Genomic DNA, 13808 nt, shown 5'->3' on the forward strand with positions numbered 1-13808 from the left:
CGGGAGCAGTGCTGGCCGCGCACGGCTACCCGTTGTGCTGCCGTCAAACCCCGTTCCGGCCGGAAATTTGTTGCCAGTTTCGTGGTTGATCCGCCGCTGCGCGGGTAGCCGCCGGAGCCGAGCGGAAGGGGAGCGATGGGGACAGGGGGAGTCCGCCGTCGGATCGGGTGCGCCGTCGCGGGGGCGGCCTGCGCCCTGCTGGCCGGCTGCGTCGGAGACTCACCTTCCACTTTGGACCCGGCGGGCGTGGGCGCTCGGCAGGTGGAAGGTCTGTGGTGGCTGCTGTTCTGGGTTTCGGTGGTCGTCTTCGCCGAGGTGCTGCTGTTTCTCGGCTGGGCGCTGCTGTGGCGGCGCAGGCGCGGAGCCCGGGTACGGACCGGCGACGCGATGCCGTTCGTGACCGTCCTCGGGATCGGCGTGCCCTTCATCGTGCTGGTCGCCGTGTACGGCGTCGGCCTGCGGCACCTGGACGCGCTGGCCCGCCCGCCCGGCGGCGCGGACATGACCGTGGAGGTGGTCGGCCACCGCTGGTGGTGGGAGATCCGCTATCCCGAGCGGGCCGGCGCGGTGACCGCGAACGAGCTGCACATCCCGGTCGACGGCTCGGTCCGGGTGCGGCTGCGTACGGCCGACGTGCAGCACAGCTTCTGGGTACCGCAGCTGATGCCGAAGATCGACCTGATCGCGGGCCGGATCAACGAGACCTGGCTGCGGGCCGAGCGGGCCGGCAGCTTCCGGGGACAGTGCGCCGAGTACTGCGGGCAGCAGCACGCGTACATGGCGCTGATGGTGGTGGCGCGGCCCCGGGCCGAGTTCGACGCGTGGCTGGACCGGTTGGCCTCGCCGCCGGCGGTCGCGCTCACCGGCGCGCAGCGGCGCGGCCTGGCCGCCTTCGAGCAGGGGCCGTGTGCCGCCTGCCACACCGTCCGCGGTACGAGCGCGCGGGGCACGGTGGGGCCGGACCTGACCACGGTCGGCTCGCGGTGGAGCCTGGGCGCCGGCGCCGCGCCCAACGACGTCGGGCATCTGGGCGGCTGGATCGCCAACTCGCAGGCCGTGAAGCCCGGCAACAACATGCCGCCCCAGCCCGTGCCCGCCGCGGACCTGCCGGATCTCATCGCGTACCTGCGGACGCTTCGCTGAGGGAGCCCGATGACCGTACACACCGACCCGCCGCCCGCGCCGGGCTCCCGTCCCCGGGGCGGCACGGCGGGGGCCGACCCGCCGGACGATCGGGCCCGGCTGGCCCGGCGGTGGCACGAGCGGCCGTCGATCCGTACCTGGCTGGCGACCGTCGACCACAAGCGGATCGGCCGGCGGTACATGATCACGGCTGGGTTCTTCTTCGCCCTGGCCGGTGCCGACGCGGTGGCGCTGCGTACCCAGTTGGCCCGTCCGCAGGGTGGGGTGCTGTCGCCGGAGCAGTACAACCAGCTCTTCACGGTGCACGGCACGGCGATGATCTTCCTGTTCGCCACCCCGATGCTCTTCGGCTTCGGCAACTTCCTCGTGCCGCTCATGCTCGGCGCCCGGGACATGGCCTTCCCGAGGCTCAACGCGTTCGGCTACTGGGTCTTCCTCTTCGCCGGGACGTTGCTCTTCTCCAGTCAGTTGGTCGGCGCCGCGCCGCACGGCGGCTGGTTCGCCTACGTGCCCCTGACCGAGCGGACCTACTCGCCCGGCGCGGGCATGGACGTCTACACCCTCGGGCTGTTCTTCCTCGGCGTGTCGACCACCAGCGGGGCGATCAACTTCATCGTCACCGCGGCCAAGCTCCGGGCGCCCGGGATGTCGCTCAACCGGGTCCCGCTGTTCGTCTGGGCGATCGTCGCCACGTCGTTCATGGTGATCTTCGCGCTGCCCGCGCTGAACCTCGCCAACGGCCTGCTCTTCCTCGACCGCCGCTTCGGTACCCACTTCTACGACCCCGACCGGGGCGGCAACACACTGCTGTGGCAGCACCTTTTCTGGATCTTCGGGCATCCGGACGTCTACATCATCGTGCTGCCCGCCCTCGGCATCGTCTCGTCCGTGCTGCCCGCGTTCTGCCGGCGGGGCGTGGCCGCGTACCCCCTGGTCGTGCTCTCGCTCGTGACCATCGCGATCATCTCGTTCGGCGTGTGGGTGCACCACATGTTCGCCACCGGGCTGCCCCAGCTGTCACTGAGCTTCTTCAGCGCCGCCAGCACGCTGATCACCATCCCGTCGGGGATACAGATCTTCGCCTGGCTCGCCACGATGCTGCTCGGGCGGATCGTCGTGCGGGTCCCGCTGCTGTTCGTCATCGGCTTCATCGTGGTGTTCGTGCTCGGCGGGTTCACCGGCGTCATGTTCGCCATCACCACATTCGACCAGCAGGTGACCGACTCGTACTTCGTCGTCGCCCACTTCCACTACGTGCTGTTCGGTGGCGCGGTCTTCCCGATCCTGGCCGGCATCTACTACTGGCTGCCCAAGTTCACCGGCCGGATGTACAGCGAACGCCTCGGGCGGTGGGCGTTCTGGCTGGTTTTCATCGGCATGAACCTCACGTTCTTCCCCATGCACATCTCCGGCCTGCTCGGCATGCCCCGCCGGGTCTACACCTATCCGGCCGGGCTCGGCTGGGACCTGTGGAACCTGCTGGCCACGCTCGGCGCCTACACGCTGGCCGCGGGGCTGCTGCTGGTGGCCGCGGGCGTGGTGCTCGCCCTGCGCCGCGGCCGACCGGCGCCCGCCGACCCGTGGGGCGGCGACACGCTGGAGTGGGCCACCGACTCGCCGCCGGCGCCGTACAACTTCGCGGTCATCCCGCGCGTGCACAGCCTGCATCCGATGTGGGACCGGCGCACCACCGACGCCCTGGCCAGCGGCGAGGTGCTCGCCGGCCACCGGACGACGCTGACGAGCGAACTCGACGGCCGGCTGGAGCGGGCCGTGGAGATGCCCGAGGCGTCGCTGCGCCCGCTGCTCGCCGCGTCCGGGCTGTTCGTGGTGGTGCTCGGCCTGCTCTGGGGCGTGTACTGGGCGGCCGGCGCCGGCGCGCTGCTCTTCGGCGGCACGCTGGCCGGCTGGCTGTGGCCGCCCGAGGTCGGTCCGGAGGAAGCGGGGGTCGCGCCATGACCGCGGACACCACCGCCACGGGGGCGCTGACGGCACGGGCGCTGGCTACGGAGATGCCGGCCGGGCGCACCACCGGCTGGTGGGGCATGGTCCTGTTCGTCACCACCGAGGCGGCCCTGTTCGCCGTGCTCCTGGGCACCTACTTCTATCTGCGGTTCCAGTACGGTCCACAGTGGCCTCCAGCGGGCATCGGCGCACCGGAGCTGGTGCGGCCGCTGATCATGACCGCCGTGCTGCTGCCCAGCAGCCTGCCCGTGGTGTGGGCCGAACGCGGCATCCGGCGCGGCCAGGTGTGGCGGCTGCGCGCGGGACTGACCGCGACGCTGCTGCTCGGCATCATCTTCCTGACCATGCAGGCCACCGAGTACGCCATGAAGCTGAAGGAGTTCACCTTCACCACCAACGCGTACGGCTCGCTCTTCTACACCATCACCGGCTTCCACGGCCTGCACGTGAGCGTCGGCCTCCTCATGATCAGCTGGTTGCTGGCCGCCGCCGTCCGGGGCAGCTTCGGCTCCCGCCGCCACGAACGGGTCCGGATCACCGCCATCTACTGGCACTTCGTCGACGCCGTGTGGGCGGCCATCCTGTTCACCATCTACCTGTCGCCACGGCTATGACGGACACCTCCAGCCCGCCCCGCGCCGTCCGCCTCGGCGGCCTGTTGATGTGGTACGCGGTACTCGGCGGCGCCGTCGCGTGGAGCACGCACCTGATCCTCGCCTGGGGCGTGACCGAGCTGGCCTGCGCCGGCGGGCACAACGACGTGGCGGGCGTGCCGTTGCGGACGTTCGTCGCCGGCGCGGTCGTGCTGCCCGGGCTGGCCACCGCGGCGGCGCTCGCGGTGGCCTGGCCGGCGTGGCGCCGAGCCGTCGCGGCGACGCGGGCCGCGACCGACGAGTCCGACCGGACCCGGGCCCAGCGGGCCGCCATGATGGCCCTGATCGGGCTCGGCGCCGACGCCCTCTTCCTCGCCATCATCATCGCCGGTGGCGCCGCACTCCTGGTGTTCCCGTCATGCCCGGCGTGAGCGACGTCCCGGTCCTCGCGCATGGCGCGGGCGACCCCTCGGCGTCCTGGGTCGACCTCGTGCTCGTGCTCGGCCTCGTGGCTCTCGGCGCCGGATACGGCCGCGGCGTGCACGAGCTGTGGGCCCGGCGCGGCGGAGGCCAGGTCGTGTCCGGCGGGCGAGCGGCGGCCTTCGCCTTCGGGCTGGTGGTCGCGCTCGTCGCGCAGCGCGGGCCGGTGCACGATGCGGCCGAGGGCTCGTTCGCCGGCCACATGGCCCAGCACATGCTGCTGATGGTGGTGGCCGCGCCGCTGCTCGCCGCCGGGGCCGCCGGCCTGCCACTGACCCTGGCCGCCCCGCACCGGCTCCGGCGGTGGGTCGGCCGGTTGCGCGCCTCGGCGGTGGTGCGCTGGCTGCGCCGCCCGTCCCAGCTCGCCCTGCTCGCCGGCGGGCTGCACACGGCCGTGTTGTGGGCCTGGCACCTGCCCGCGCCGTACGCCGTCGCCGTCGACAGCGCGGCGGTACACGCCGCGGAGCACCTGAGCTTCGTCGGCGCCGCCTGGCTGCTCTGGGCCACGGTGCTGGGCGCCCGGCCCCGAGGCCGGCCAGATCCCGCCGGCGGAGTGCGGCGGCCCGGACCGGCCGCGCGGGCCGCTCGGGGGCTCCGGCCGGCGGAGTCGCTCGTGCTGCCGACCCCGGTCGGGCTGCTGGTGCTCTTCGGCACCGGCATGGCCGCCGCGGCGCTCGGCGCGGTGCTCACGCTCGCCCCCACGCCGCTCTACCCGCCCGACGTGCTCGCCTCCCGAGATCCGCTGGCCGACCAACAACTCGCCGGCCTGGTCATGTGGGTACCGATGGACGTCGTCGCGTTCGCGGTCGCGGTGGTGCTCTTCGTGCGCTGGCTCGCGCGGCTGGACCGCCGGACACCAGCCGGGCGGGACCTGCGCCCGGCCGACTCGGCAGCCGAGGAGATGGTCCGATGACGCGCCCGCCACACCGCCTGTGGCTCGCCCTCGCCGCCGCGGGCGCCCTCGCCGCGCCGGGCGCCTGTGCCAGCGTGCCACCGCCACCGCCGGCCGAGGTCACCTCCGGCGACCCGGTCCGGGGGGCCGAGCTGATCGGCCGGTACGGCTGCGGCACCTGTCACGAGGTACCCGGCGTCCGGGGCGCGGACGGGATGGTCGGCCCGCCGCTGACCCGGTTCGGCAGCCGCTCGTACATCGCCGGGCACCTGGTCAACACCGGGCCCAACCTGTGGCGCTGGATCACCGACCCGCAGGGCGTCGACCCCGGCACCGCCATGCCGGACGTCGGCGTGACGGACGCGGACGCCCGGGACATCGTCGCGTACCTGATGAGCCTGGACTGAGGGAGGACGCCGATGCCGCACGACGGGCCGCAGCGAGCGGAGCGAGCCGGCCGGCAGCGCCCCGGGCCCCGCCTGCTGGCCGCGGCGGCGGCCGTGGCGGTGGTCGCCCTGCCGGCGTTCGCGCCGCCGCCGGAACCCACCGGACCGCGACCGTCGGCCGCTCCCGCGACGCCGGACACCGGGCAGGGTCGGGACCTGTACCAGCGCGGCTGCGCCAGCTGCCACGGCCCCGACGGCCGGGGCAGCCAGCGCGGGCCGACGCTGGCCGGCGTCGGCGCGGCCTCGGTGGACTTCCAGCTCTCCACCGGCCGGATGCCACTGGCGAACGAGCGCACCATGCCGCACCGGCGCGAGCCGGCCTTCTCCCCGGAGGAGATCGACGCCCTCGTCCGGTACGTCGCCACCCTCGCGGGCGGTGGTCCGCCCGTACCGGACGTGGTGCCGAGCGACCCTCGCGCCGGACGTGACCTCTACCTGACGTACTGCTCGGCCTGCCACTCCGCGACCGGTGCCGGCGCGGTGCTCACCAGCGGTCGCCGTACGCCAAACCTGTACCAGGCCGACCCGACCCAGATCGGCGAGGCGATCCGGGTCGGGCCCGGAGCGATGCCCGCGTACGGGCCGGAAGCCCTGGACCAGTCCGAGGTGAACGCGATCGCCGCGTACGTCGGCCTCCTCCAGAACAGCGGCGAGGTGGACCGGGGCGGCCTTCCGCTGGGCCGGATCGGGCCGGTGACCGAGGGACTGGTGGCGGTGCTCGTCGGGCTCGTCCTGCTGCTGTTCCTCGCCCGCCGGCTGGGGACGGGCGCGCGATGAGCGACGATCCGCGTGAGCGGCACCAGCGGCTGGTGACCGGCGGTGCCAGGATCGCCTTCGCCACGAGCGCGCTCGCCGCGGTCGGCTTCGCCGTCGCGTATGTGCTGGACTGGGGAACCCAGGCGTTCGGCGCCTTCCTCGCGGTGGCCTTCGGCGGCCTCGCCTGCGGCCTGAGCCTCTGGGGGCGCGGGCTGATGCCGGCCGGTGGCTACGTCGAGGACCGGCCGCCACTGGGCGACCCGCGCGAACGGGAGCTGCTCGCCGAGACGGTCGCCGAGCCGCCCGCCGGCCGGCGAGGACTGCTCGGCCTGGCCGGGCTCGCCGTCGCGGCGATCGGCGCCGCGCTGCTGTTTCCGCTGCGCTCGCTCTACCCGCAGGGCGGCCCCGACCCGGCGACCGCGCTGTCGCACACGCCGTGGCGCTCCGGCGTGCGGCTGATGACCCGGGACGGCCGGCCGGTCCGGCTCGCGGAGGTCTCGCCGGACACGATTCTCATCGTCGTCCCGGAAGGGCACCCCGACGAGGGGGACGCCCCGGCGTTCGTGGTCCGGCTGGATCCCGGCCGGTTCCGCCGCCCGCCGCCGGCCGGCCACGTCGGCGGCGTGGTGGCGTACTCCCTGCTGTGTACCCACGCCGGCTGCCCGGTCAGCCTGTACGAGCAGACGAGCGGCCGCATGATGTGCCCTTGTCACCAGTCCGTCTTCGACCTTCAGGACGCGGCCGAGCCGGTGTCCGGGCCGGCCGCCCGACCGCTGCCGGGCCTGCCCATCACGGCCGACCCGGACGGATTCCTGCGCGCCACCGGCGGCCTCACCGGGCCGCCCGGTGCCGGGTTCTGGAGCCGGCCATGATCACCCGCCGCCTCTACCGCTCGGTCGACTCCCGCCTCGGCACGTCCGGCGTGTTGCGCCGCGCGCTGGCCAAGGTCTTCCCGGACCGCTGGTCGTTCATGCTCGGCGAGATCGCCCTCTACTCGTTCGTGTCGCTGCTGCTGACCGGCGTCTACCTGACCATGTTCTTCGAACCGTCCACAGCGGACACCGTCTACGACGGCGCGTACGAGCCGCTGCGCGGCGCCCGGGTTTCGGCCGCGTACGCCTCGACGGTCGCACTGAGCTACGACATACGGGCCGGGCTGCTGATCCGGCAGGCCCACCACTGGGCGGCGTTGGTCTTCGTCGGGGCCATCGTTATGCACATGCTCCGGATCTTCTTCACCGGTGCCTACCGCCGGCCGCGCGAAGTCAACTGGCTGATCGGCGTCACCCTGCTCACGCTGGCGCTGCTCAACGGCTTCACCGGCTACTCGATGCCGGACGACCTGCTCTCCGGCACCGGTCTGCGGATCATCCACTCGGTCATCCTGTCGATTCCGGTGGTCGGGGCCTGGCTGGCGTTCCTGCTGTTCGGTGGGGAGTTTCCCAGCGAGGTGACGGTGCCGCGGCTGTTCGTCAGCCACGTGCTGCTCGTACCGGCGGCGCTGGTCGCGCTCATCTCCGCCCACCTGGCGATCCTGGTCCGGCAGAAGCACACGCACCACGCCGGTCGGGGCAACCGGGACCGGAACGTCGTCGGTTCGCGCTTCTGGCCCGCCTACACGCTGCGCTCGCTGGGCCTGCTCGCCGGCGTTCTGGCCGTGGTGTTCGGGCTCGGCGGGCTGGTGCAGATCAACCCGGTGTGGATCTACGGCCCGTTCGCCCCGGCGCAGGTCACCTCGCCGGCCCAGCCCGACTGGTACGTGGCCTGGGGAGACGGCGCGCTGCGCCTGTTCCCGCCGTTCGAGTTCACCGTCTTCGGCCACCTGGTGCCGGCGCCGTTCCTGCCCGGCGTGGTGGTCGGCGGGCTGACGTTCACCGTGCTGTACGCCTGGCCGTGGATCGACCGGTGGCGTACCGGCGACCGCCGGGCCCATCACGTGCTCCAGCGGCCGAGCGACCGGCCCGGCCGGCTGGCGTTCGGCGCCGCCGTACTGACGTTCTTCGGCGTCCTGTTGCTCGCCGGCGGCTACGACGTCATCGCGCGGTTCAGCGGCTGGTCGGTCACCAGCGTGCTGTCGGCGCTGCGGATCCTGGTGCTCGCCCTGCCGCCGGTGGTGGCCGCGGTGGCGTACCTGCTGGCCCGGGCGGTACGGGCCGGCCGGACCGCGGGCGTCACCGATCTGACCGCGGCGGACGTGCGCGGAGGCATCGCCGGCGAGACGGCGGAGCCGCCGCGGGAGCCGGTGGGCGTGATCCGGCTGTGGCGCCAGCCCGACCAGACCTGGTGCTGGCAGTGGTCGGCACCGGACGCGGAGCCGCTGACGAGCAACGAGCGCTACCTGGATCGGAGCGAGGCCCTGCGCCGGGCGCGGATCAGCTACCCCGACGCGCCGGTCGAGCAGACCGAGCCGCCGGTCGGCTGGGTCTGGCCGGTGCGGCACCGTCCCGGCCCGGGCAGCCGCGTGGCCGCCGCCGTGGTCGTGGCGGCACTGGCGGTGCTGCGCCGCCGGGGGCGCCGGGGGCGCGGATCGGGCCGGCGGTAGGCGGTCACCGCCACTCACCGGCGCCGGTCCCGAGCAAGTCCGCGGAGCTCAGCGCCGCCTGTCCTCGGCGCGGTGCCGGGCCGGGCCGGTCACCTGGGTGAGGTTGAGCGCGGTGTTCACCAGGTACAGATGCGACATCGCCTGCGGGAAGTTGCCGACCTGCCGAGCCCCGTCGATGTCGTACTCCTCGGCGAACAGCCCGAGGTCGTTGCCGACGCTCAGCGCCCGCTCGAACGTGGCCCGGGCGCGGTCGACGTCGCCGCGCAGCAGGTAGTTGTCGGCGAGCCAGAAGCTGGCGGCCAGGAACGCTCCCTCGCCCGCCGGCAGGCCGTCCACCTTCGTGTGGGGCTTGTGCCGGTAGCGGTGCACGAAGCCATCCCGGCAGAGGTCCTCCTCCACGGCGGTGACGGTGCCGGCGATGCGCGAGTCCCGGGCCGGCAGGAAGCCGACCGGCGCCATGAGCAGCAGCGCGGCGTCGACCTCGGGGGAGCCGTACGACTGCGTGAAGGTGTTGCGGTCGGGGTCGTACCCGTTGGCGCAGACCTCCTCGAAGATGTCGGCGCGCAGCCGCCGCCACCGGTCGATCGGCCCGTCCATGTCGAACCGCTCGACATCCTTGACCGCGCGGTCCGCGGCGACCCAGGCCATCACCTTGGAATGGGTGAAGTGCCGGTGGGGTCCGCGCATCTCCCAGATGCCCTCGTCCGGCTCACTCCAGTGCGACTCCAGGAAGTCCAGCAGCTTCCGCTGCACCAGCCAGGCCTCCGGGTCCGGTTCGATGCCGCTGGCCCGGGCCTGGTGCAGCGCGTCCATCAACTCCCCGTGCACGTCCAGTTGGAGTTGCCTCGCCGCCGCGTTGCCGATCCGTACCGGTGTGGAGCCGGCGTAGCCGGGCAGCCAGTCCAGGCTCACCTCGGTCAGCCGCCGGTCGCCGTACACGCCGTACATGATCTGCATCTGCTCCGGGCTTCCCGCGACCGCGCGCAGCAGCCACTCCCGCCAGGCCACGGCCTCCTGCTTGTATCCGGCGTCGAGGAAGGCGAGCAAGGCGAACGTGGCGTCCCGGATCCAGCAGTACCGGTAGTCCCAGTTGCGGACGCCGCCCAGCCGCTCGGGCAGCGAGGTCGTGGGCGCGGCCACGATCCCGCCGCTCGGCGCGTAGGTGAGCGCCTTGAGCGTGAGCAGGGACCGGATCAGCGGCGCGCGGTACGGACCGTCCACAGTGCACTGGTCCGCCCAGCTCTGCCACCATTCGCGGGTACGGCCGATCGCGGCGGCCGGCGAGATCCGGCTGGCGGACTCGTCCGGCCGCAGGTAGGTCAGGCACAGGTCGGCGACTTCGCCGGCGGCGACCCGGAAGCGCCCGGACAGCACGCCGTCCTGCGTCCGCAGCGGCACTGGGGAGTCGACCACGACCGTGTGCGGCCCGGCGATGGCCAGCACGCGGTTGCCGTCGCGGCGCAGCCACGGCTCGGAGAGCCCGTAGTCGAACCGCAGGCGTAGCTCGGTCTCCATCTCGACGCTGCCGCGCAGGCCCTCGACCCGCCGGATGAGGCGGTCGTTCCCGGTGTCCACCGGCATGCAGTCCACGACCCGGACCTCGCCGCCGTCGGCCGTGAAGTCGGTGGCGAGCACGAGGCTGTCGCCCAGGTAGCCGCGCGCCGTCTGGGCGTGCCGGCCAGCGGGCGCGAGGCTCCACCGGCCGTGCTCGGGCTCGCCGAGCAGCGCGGCGAAACAGGCGGCCGAGTCGAAGCGGGGCAGGCAGAGCCAGTCGGCACTGCCGTCGCGGCTGATCAGGCAAGCGGTCTGAGTGTTGCCGATGAACCCGTACTCCTCCAGTGGCAGCGACATGTCCTCCCTTTCCCCGCCGCGGGCGAGGCGGCTGTCCAGGACCGCCCGGCACCCCGGCGAGGCAGGCCCGCTCTCATCCGCCCCGGCCGCGGCGAGGAGGGCGGTCGAGGGCGTCGGCGTACCAGAGGATCGCCACCACCGCGCATACCCAGGCCGCGAAGAAACCCAGCACGGGGTACCCCAGCAGGACCGGGCCGGCCGCGGCCAGTGCCGTCAGCGCCGGGATCCGGCGCCGCTGGCGGCGGTACTCCACCGGTGAACGCGGCACGCCACGGTCCATCGCCGAGGCGAAATTGGGGTCGTCGTGCCACATCCGCTCGGCGAGGGCTTCGAGTCGACGTCTTTCGTCGTGGTGGAGCACGTTCCCCTCCTTCGATGCCTGTACGGTCAAACCTCGGCCCGATCCGGGTCCGGAGGAGTGGGCGGGTAGGCCGGGCGCTCAGTCCGTGCGGTAGCGTGCGGCGTCGTCGAGCCGCAGCGCCAGACCGTGGCCGGGCCGTTCGCACTGTGGGGCCAGCGCCCCGCCGGCCGGCGTCGCCAGCCCGTCGAAGAGCATCTGTTCCAGGCGTACGTGGTCGGCGAACCACTCGATGTGCCGGGCGTTGGGGAGGGCGGCCGCTACCGGTGCGTGCAGTTGCGGCGCGGTGTGCGTGCTGACCTCCAGCCCGTACGCGTCGGCCACCGCCGCCGCGCGCAGGAAGCCGGTGTAGCCGCCGGAACGGGTCAGGTCGACCTGGAGGCAGTCCACCGCCCGCGCCGCGCACATCCGCCGGAAGTACGTCGGGTCGGTGCCGTACTCGCCGGCCGCCACGTCAGCCGCGACCCCGGCCCGCACCTGCGCCAGGCCGGCCAGGTCGTCGGAGGAGACCGGCTCCTCGAACCACCGCACGTCGACGTCTTCGGCCCGGCGCGATACCCGGATGGCCTGTTTGGCCGTGTATCCGCCGTTCGCGTCGACGTACAGCTCGGCGTCCGCCCCGATCGCGTCGCGGGCGATCCGCATCCGGCTCAGGTCGTGGCTCTCGGCACGGCCCCACGACTCGCCAATCTTGATCTTCACTCGGGGGATGCCCTCGCCGAATACCCAGCCGGCGAGCTGCCGGCGCAGCGTGTCGTCGTCGTAGGTGGTGAAGCCGCCCGAGCCGTACACCGGCACGGCCGGCTCGACGCGGCCGAAAAGGGACGCCAGCGGCGTGGCGAGCAGGGTCGCCTTCAGGTCCCACAGGGCCACGTCGACCGCCGAGATGGCCGCGGTGACCAGGCCCGGGACGAGGGCGTTGCGGGCCGTACGGCGCATGGACCGGTGCGCGCCGGGCACGTCCATCGGGTCCGCGCCGGTCACCGCCGGCGCGAGCAGGTTGCGGACGACGGCTGCCGCGGTGGCTGGGGCGTACGTCCAGCCCAGTCCCTCCCGTCCCTCGGCCGCCGCGGTGACCACGACGGCCGTGGTGGCGTCCCAGGTGGCGGTGCCGTCCGCTTCGGGCCGCTCGGTGGGCACGGTGTACGCCTCGGCCCTCAGGGCCGTCACGCCGGTCATCGGGGCCCTCGTCACCGGTCGCCGCCGAGCGGGTCCCGCTCCGGAGCGCGCCCGAGCCGGTCCCCGCGGACCACGGCGCCTGGCACCTCCCGGCGCGCTGTGCCGGCGCCGCCCAGGCGGGCGATCGGCGGTTGCGATGCGATGGGAGCCATGCCCGGTGCCTACCCGGGCCGGTGGCGGCAAAACGTGGATCCGTCGCCACGGGCGCGCTCGCGGCCCCCGGACCGGGCGATCGGGACACGCGGTCGCATGGCTCCCCTCCAACCGCGGCGCGGATGTGCGGTTGCCCCCGGCGCGGCCGTCGTAGCCGGTTGTCACGGGACTGTCATGGTTCCGCGAAGGCACCTCCACATGGCCGCACCAGGCTGGTCCATGTACCCCGGCCGAGATGAGGGAGGTGTTAGGTGAGTGCGGTCGCGCGACCCGTGGCGGTGCCGGTGGTGGAGGTGTACCTGACCGACCGCCTGGACCTCACCTGCCTGGCGCCGGTGCGGGCGGCGTTGGACACGGCGGTGCGGCTGCGCCCGGACCGGCTGGTGGTGGACGTGGCCCGATGTGTCGGGATCGACGCGGCGGGCATCGCGCTCCTGCTCGACGTGCACCGGCAGTTGCTGCGGGCCGGGGCGTGCCTTACGCTTCGCTCGCCCACGCCACGTCTGCGGCGGATCCTGCGGATAGCCCGCGTGGAGCAGGTGCTGCACATGGTGCCGGAGGAGGGTTCCGCTGTCACGGCCCGGCACGACGAGTCGTATTGCGGCGCGCCGTGACGGCGCCGTGGTCCAGGCCAGACGGCGGCTGTCTGGCGAGCGTCCGCGCTCGGTCCGCGGACCTGGTTGCCGTTGGGGGCAGGGAGGCACCGTGAAAGCGATCAACGAGCACTCGCGCGAGACCAGCATGCTCATCACCGAGTCGCACACCGATGCCGGCGTCCGCCTACTGCCGTTCGGCGAGATCGACATGGCCACGGTCGGGCAGGTGCGCGACGCGGTCATCGCCGTACTGGCCCGTGACAAGCCGCCGGCGATCGTGCTGGACTTCAAGAACGTGTCGTTCATCGACTCGACCGGGATCGGCGAGCTGGTGCGATGCCACCGTGCCGCGGCGGTGAGCGGCAGTGCCCTGACGGTGGAAAACCTGGCTCCCTTTCCACGGCGGCAACTGTGGGCGACCGGCCTGCTCGGCCTGTTCGGACTGGCCGACACCGGGCACGCCGACGTGGTGCCGACCGCCGCGCCGACCCTGTAGAAGACCCGGAAGGAGTGCACGATGGCGGTCCTGTGGCCATACCCGGAGGACGCCTTCTTCCACGGTGCCCAGCCGGGCCGTCCGAGTGGGCGCGCGGAGGCCGACCAGCGGGTCGCCGAAGGCGTCATGGCCCGCCTGTTGGGGCATGACCGCACCGGCGACCAGCGCATCGAGGTCGACGTGCAAAACCGCGTGGCGATCCTCAGCGGCTCGGTGGACTCGCTCGAGGTGGTGATCATCGCCGGTGACCTGGCCTGGCGGACTCCCGGCATCGCCGACGTCTGCAACATGCTGACCGCGCCGCACGGCGACGACGAGGCGGGCCGGCGGCACGCGGGAGAAGGCTGAGCGCGATCCC

15 protein-coding genes are annotated in these 13808 nt (G+C 73.4%); 12 read left to right on the forward strand and 3 right to left on the reverse strand.

Annotated elements, in window-relative coordinates; translation table 11 throughout:
- Nucleotides 1-246 precede the first annotated feature (246 nt).
- The 9 genes from coxB to qcrB are packed head-to-tail and all read left to right on the forward strand — an operon-like array spanning nucleotide 247 to nucleotide 8817.
- Nucleotides 247-1143 carry a cytochrome c oxidase subunit II gene (gene coxB, locus ACFFIA_RS29035; protein ID WP_377256585.1) on the forward strand — a complete coding sequence of 299 codons (897 nt, stop codon included), beginning with the start codon at nucleotides 247-249 and terminating at the stop codon, nucleotides 1141-1143.
- 9 nt (nucleotides 1144-1152) lie between these two features.
- A complete protein-coding gene (ctaD, locus tag ACFFIA_RS29040) occupies nucleotides 1153-3102 on the forward strand; it encodes a cytochrome c oxidase subunit I (RefSeq protein WP_377256588.1) in 1950 nt (649 codons plus the stop codon).
- Nucleotides 3099-3722, forward strand: a complete 624-nt coding sequence (locus ACFFIA_RS29045) for a cytochrome c oxidase subunit 3 (protein ID WP_377256591.1) — start codon at nucleotides 3099-3101, stop codon at nucleotides 3720-3722. The genes ctaD and ACFFIA_RS29045 overlap by 4 nt, the downstream gene beginning before the upstream one ends.
- Entirely contained in the window at nucleotides 3719-4132 is a 414-nt protein-coding gene (locus ACFFIA_RS29050; protein ID WP_377256594.1) for a hypothetical protein, read from the forward strand. Before ACFFIA_RS29045 ends, ACFFIA_RS29050 begins: the two co-directional genes overlap by 4 nt.
- Nucleotides 4129-5094: a cytochrome c oxidase assembly protein gene (locus ACFFIA_RS29055; protein WP_377256597.1), complete on the forward strand. Its 966-nt coding sequence runs from the start codon at nucleotides 4129-4131 to the stop codon at nucleotides 5092-5094. Before ACFFIA_RS29050 ends, ACFFIA_RS29055 begins: the two co-directional genes overlap by 4 nt.
- Entirely contained in the window at nucleotides 5091-5480 is a 390-nt protein-coding gene (locus tag ACFFIA_RS29060; protein ID WP_377256600.1) for a c-type cytochrome, read from the forward strand. Before ACFFIA_RS29055 ends, ACFFIA_RS29060 begins: the two co-directional genes overlap by 4 nt.
- 12 nt (nucleotides 5481-5492) lie before the next feature.
- Entirely contained in the window at nucleotides 5493-6296 is an 804-nt protein-coding gene (qcrC, locus tag ACFFIA_RS29065) for a cytochrome bc1 complex diheme cytochrome c subunit (RefSeq protein WP_377256603.1), read from the forward strand.
- Nucleotides 6293-7147: a QcrA and Rieske domain-containing protein gene (locus ACFFIA_RS29070; RefSeq protein ID WP_377256606.1), complete on the forward strand. Its 855-nt coding sequence runs from the start codon at nucleotides 6293-6295 to the stop codon at nucleotides 7145-7147. The genes qcrC and ACFFIA_RS29070 overlap by 4 nt, the downstream gene beginning before the upstream one ends.
- Nucleotides 7144-8817, forward strand: coding sequence for a cytochrome bc1 complex cytochrome b subunit (gene qcrB / locus ACFFIA_RS29075; protein WP_377256609.1), 1674 nt, complete (start codon nucleotides 7144-7146; stop codon nucleotides 8815-8817). Before ACFFIA_RS29070 ends, qcrB begins: the two co-directional genes overlap by 4 nt.
- A 48-nt stretch (nucleotides 8818-8865) precedes the next feature.
- Here qcrB and ACFFIA_RS29080 read toward each other — a convergent pair whose 3' ends face one another.
- The 3 genes from ACFFIA_RS29080 to ACFFIA_RS29090 form a co-directional block, all read right to left on the reverse strand.
- Nucleotides 8866-10668 (reverse strand): glycoside hydrolase family 15 protein, encoded by a 1803-nt coding sequence (locus ACFFIA_RS29080; protein WP_377256612.1) that lies wholly within the window; start codon nucleotides 10666-10668, stop codon nucleotides 8866-8868.
- Nucleotides 10669-10741: 73 nt separating this feature from the next.
- Nucleotides 10742-11029 (reverse strand): DUF3040 domain-containing protein, encoded by a 288-nt coding sequence (locus ACFFIA_RS29085; protein ID WP_377256615.1) that lies wholly within the window; start codon nucleotides 11027-11029, stop codon nucleotides 10742-10744.
- Nucleotides 11030-11107: 78 nt separating this feature from the next.
- Nucleotides 11108-12205 (reverse strand): enolase C-terminal domain-like protein, encoded by a 1098-nt coding sequence (locus tag ACFFIA_RS29090; RefSeq protein ID WP_377256618.1) that lies wholly within the window; start codon nucleotides 12203-12205, stop codon nucleotides 11108-11110.
- 404 nt (nucleotides 12206-12609) lie between these two features.
- On the opposite strand from ACFFIA_RS29090, the gene ACFFIA_RS29095 reads away from it, so the two are divergent.
- The 3 genes from ACFFIA_RS29095 to ACFFIA_RS29105 all read left to right on the forward strand — a co-directional run bounded on the left by ACFFIA_RS29095 (nucleotide 12610) and on the right by ACFFIA_RS29105 (nucleotide 13798).
- Nucleotides 12610-12972, forward strand: a complete 363-nt coding sequence (locus tag ACFFIA_RS29095; protein WP_377256621.1) for an STAS domain-containing protein — start codon at nucleotides 12610-12612, stop codon at nucleotides 12970-12972.
- A 91-nt stretch (nucleotides 12973-13063) separates the two neighbouring features.
- Nucleotides 13064-13450, forward strand: a complete 387-nt coding sequence (locus ACFFIA_RS29100) for an STAS domain-containing protein (RefSeq protein WP_377256624.1) — start codon at nucleotides 13064-13066, stop codon at nucleotides 13448-13450.
- A gap of 21 nt (nucleotides 13451-13471) precedes the next feature.
- Nucleotides 13472-13798 carry a BON domain-containing protein gene (locus ACFFIA_RS29105; RefSeq protein ID WP_377256627.1) on the forward strand — a complete coding sequence of 109 codons (327 nt, stop codon included), beginning with the start codon at nucleotides 13472-13474 and terminating at the stop codon, nucleotides 13796-13798.
- Nucleotides 13799-13808 lie beyond the last annotated feature (10 nt).

Origin of the sequence: Phytohabitans kaempferiae (assembly GCF_042433955.1) — a bacterium.
Lineage (GTDB): Bacteria > Actinomycetota > Actinomycetes > Mycobacteriales > Micromonosporaceae > Phytohabitans > Phytohabitans kaempferiae.

Coding starts and splice junctions, on each gene's coding strand:
- ctaD (WP_377256588.1), top strand. CDS start 1,153: ATGACCGTACACACCGACCCGCCGCCCGCGCCGGGCTCCCGTCCCCGG.
- ACFFIA_RS29045 (WP_377256591.1), top strand. CDS start 3,099: ATGACCGCGGACACCACCGCCACGGGGGCGCTGACGGCACGGGCGCTG.
- ACFFIA_RS29050 (WP_377256594.1), top strand. CDS start 3,719: ATGACGGACACCTCCAGCCCGCCCCGCGCCGTCCGCCTCGGCGGCCTG.
- ACFFIA_RS29060 (WP_377256600.1), top strand. CDS start 5,091: ATGACGCGCCCGCCACACCGCCTGTGGCTCGCCCTCGCCGCCGCGGGC.
- qcrC (WP_377256603.1), top strand. CDS start 5,493: ATGCCGCACGACGGGCCGCAGCGAGCGGAGCGAGCCGGCCGGCAGCGC.
- ACFFIA_RS29070 (WP_377256606.1), top strand. CDS start 6,293: ATGAGCGACGATCCGCGTGAGCGGCACCAGCGGCTGGTGACCGGCGGT.
- qcrB (WP_377256609.1), top strand. CDS start 7,144: ATGATCACCCGCCGCCTCTACCGCTCGGTCGACTCCCGCCTCGGCACG.
- ACFFIA_RS29080 (WP_377256612.1), bottom strand. CDS start 10,668: ATGTCGCTGCCACTGGAGGAGTACGGGTTCATCGGCAACACTCAGACC.
- ACFFIA_RS29090 (WP_377256618.1), bottom strand. CDS start 12,205: ATGACCGGCGTGACGGCCCTGAGGGCCGAGGCGTACACCGTGCCCACC.
- ACFFIA_RS29105 (WP_377256627.1), top strand. CDS start 13,472: ATGGCGGTCCTGTGGCCATACCCGGAGGACGCCTTCTTCCACGGTGCC.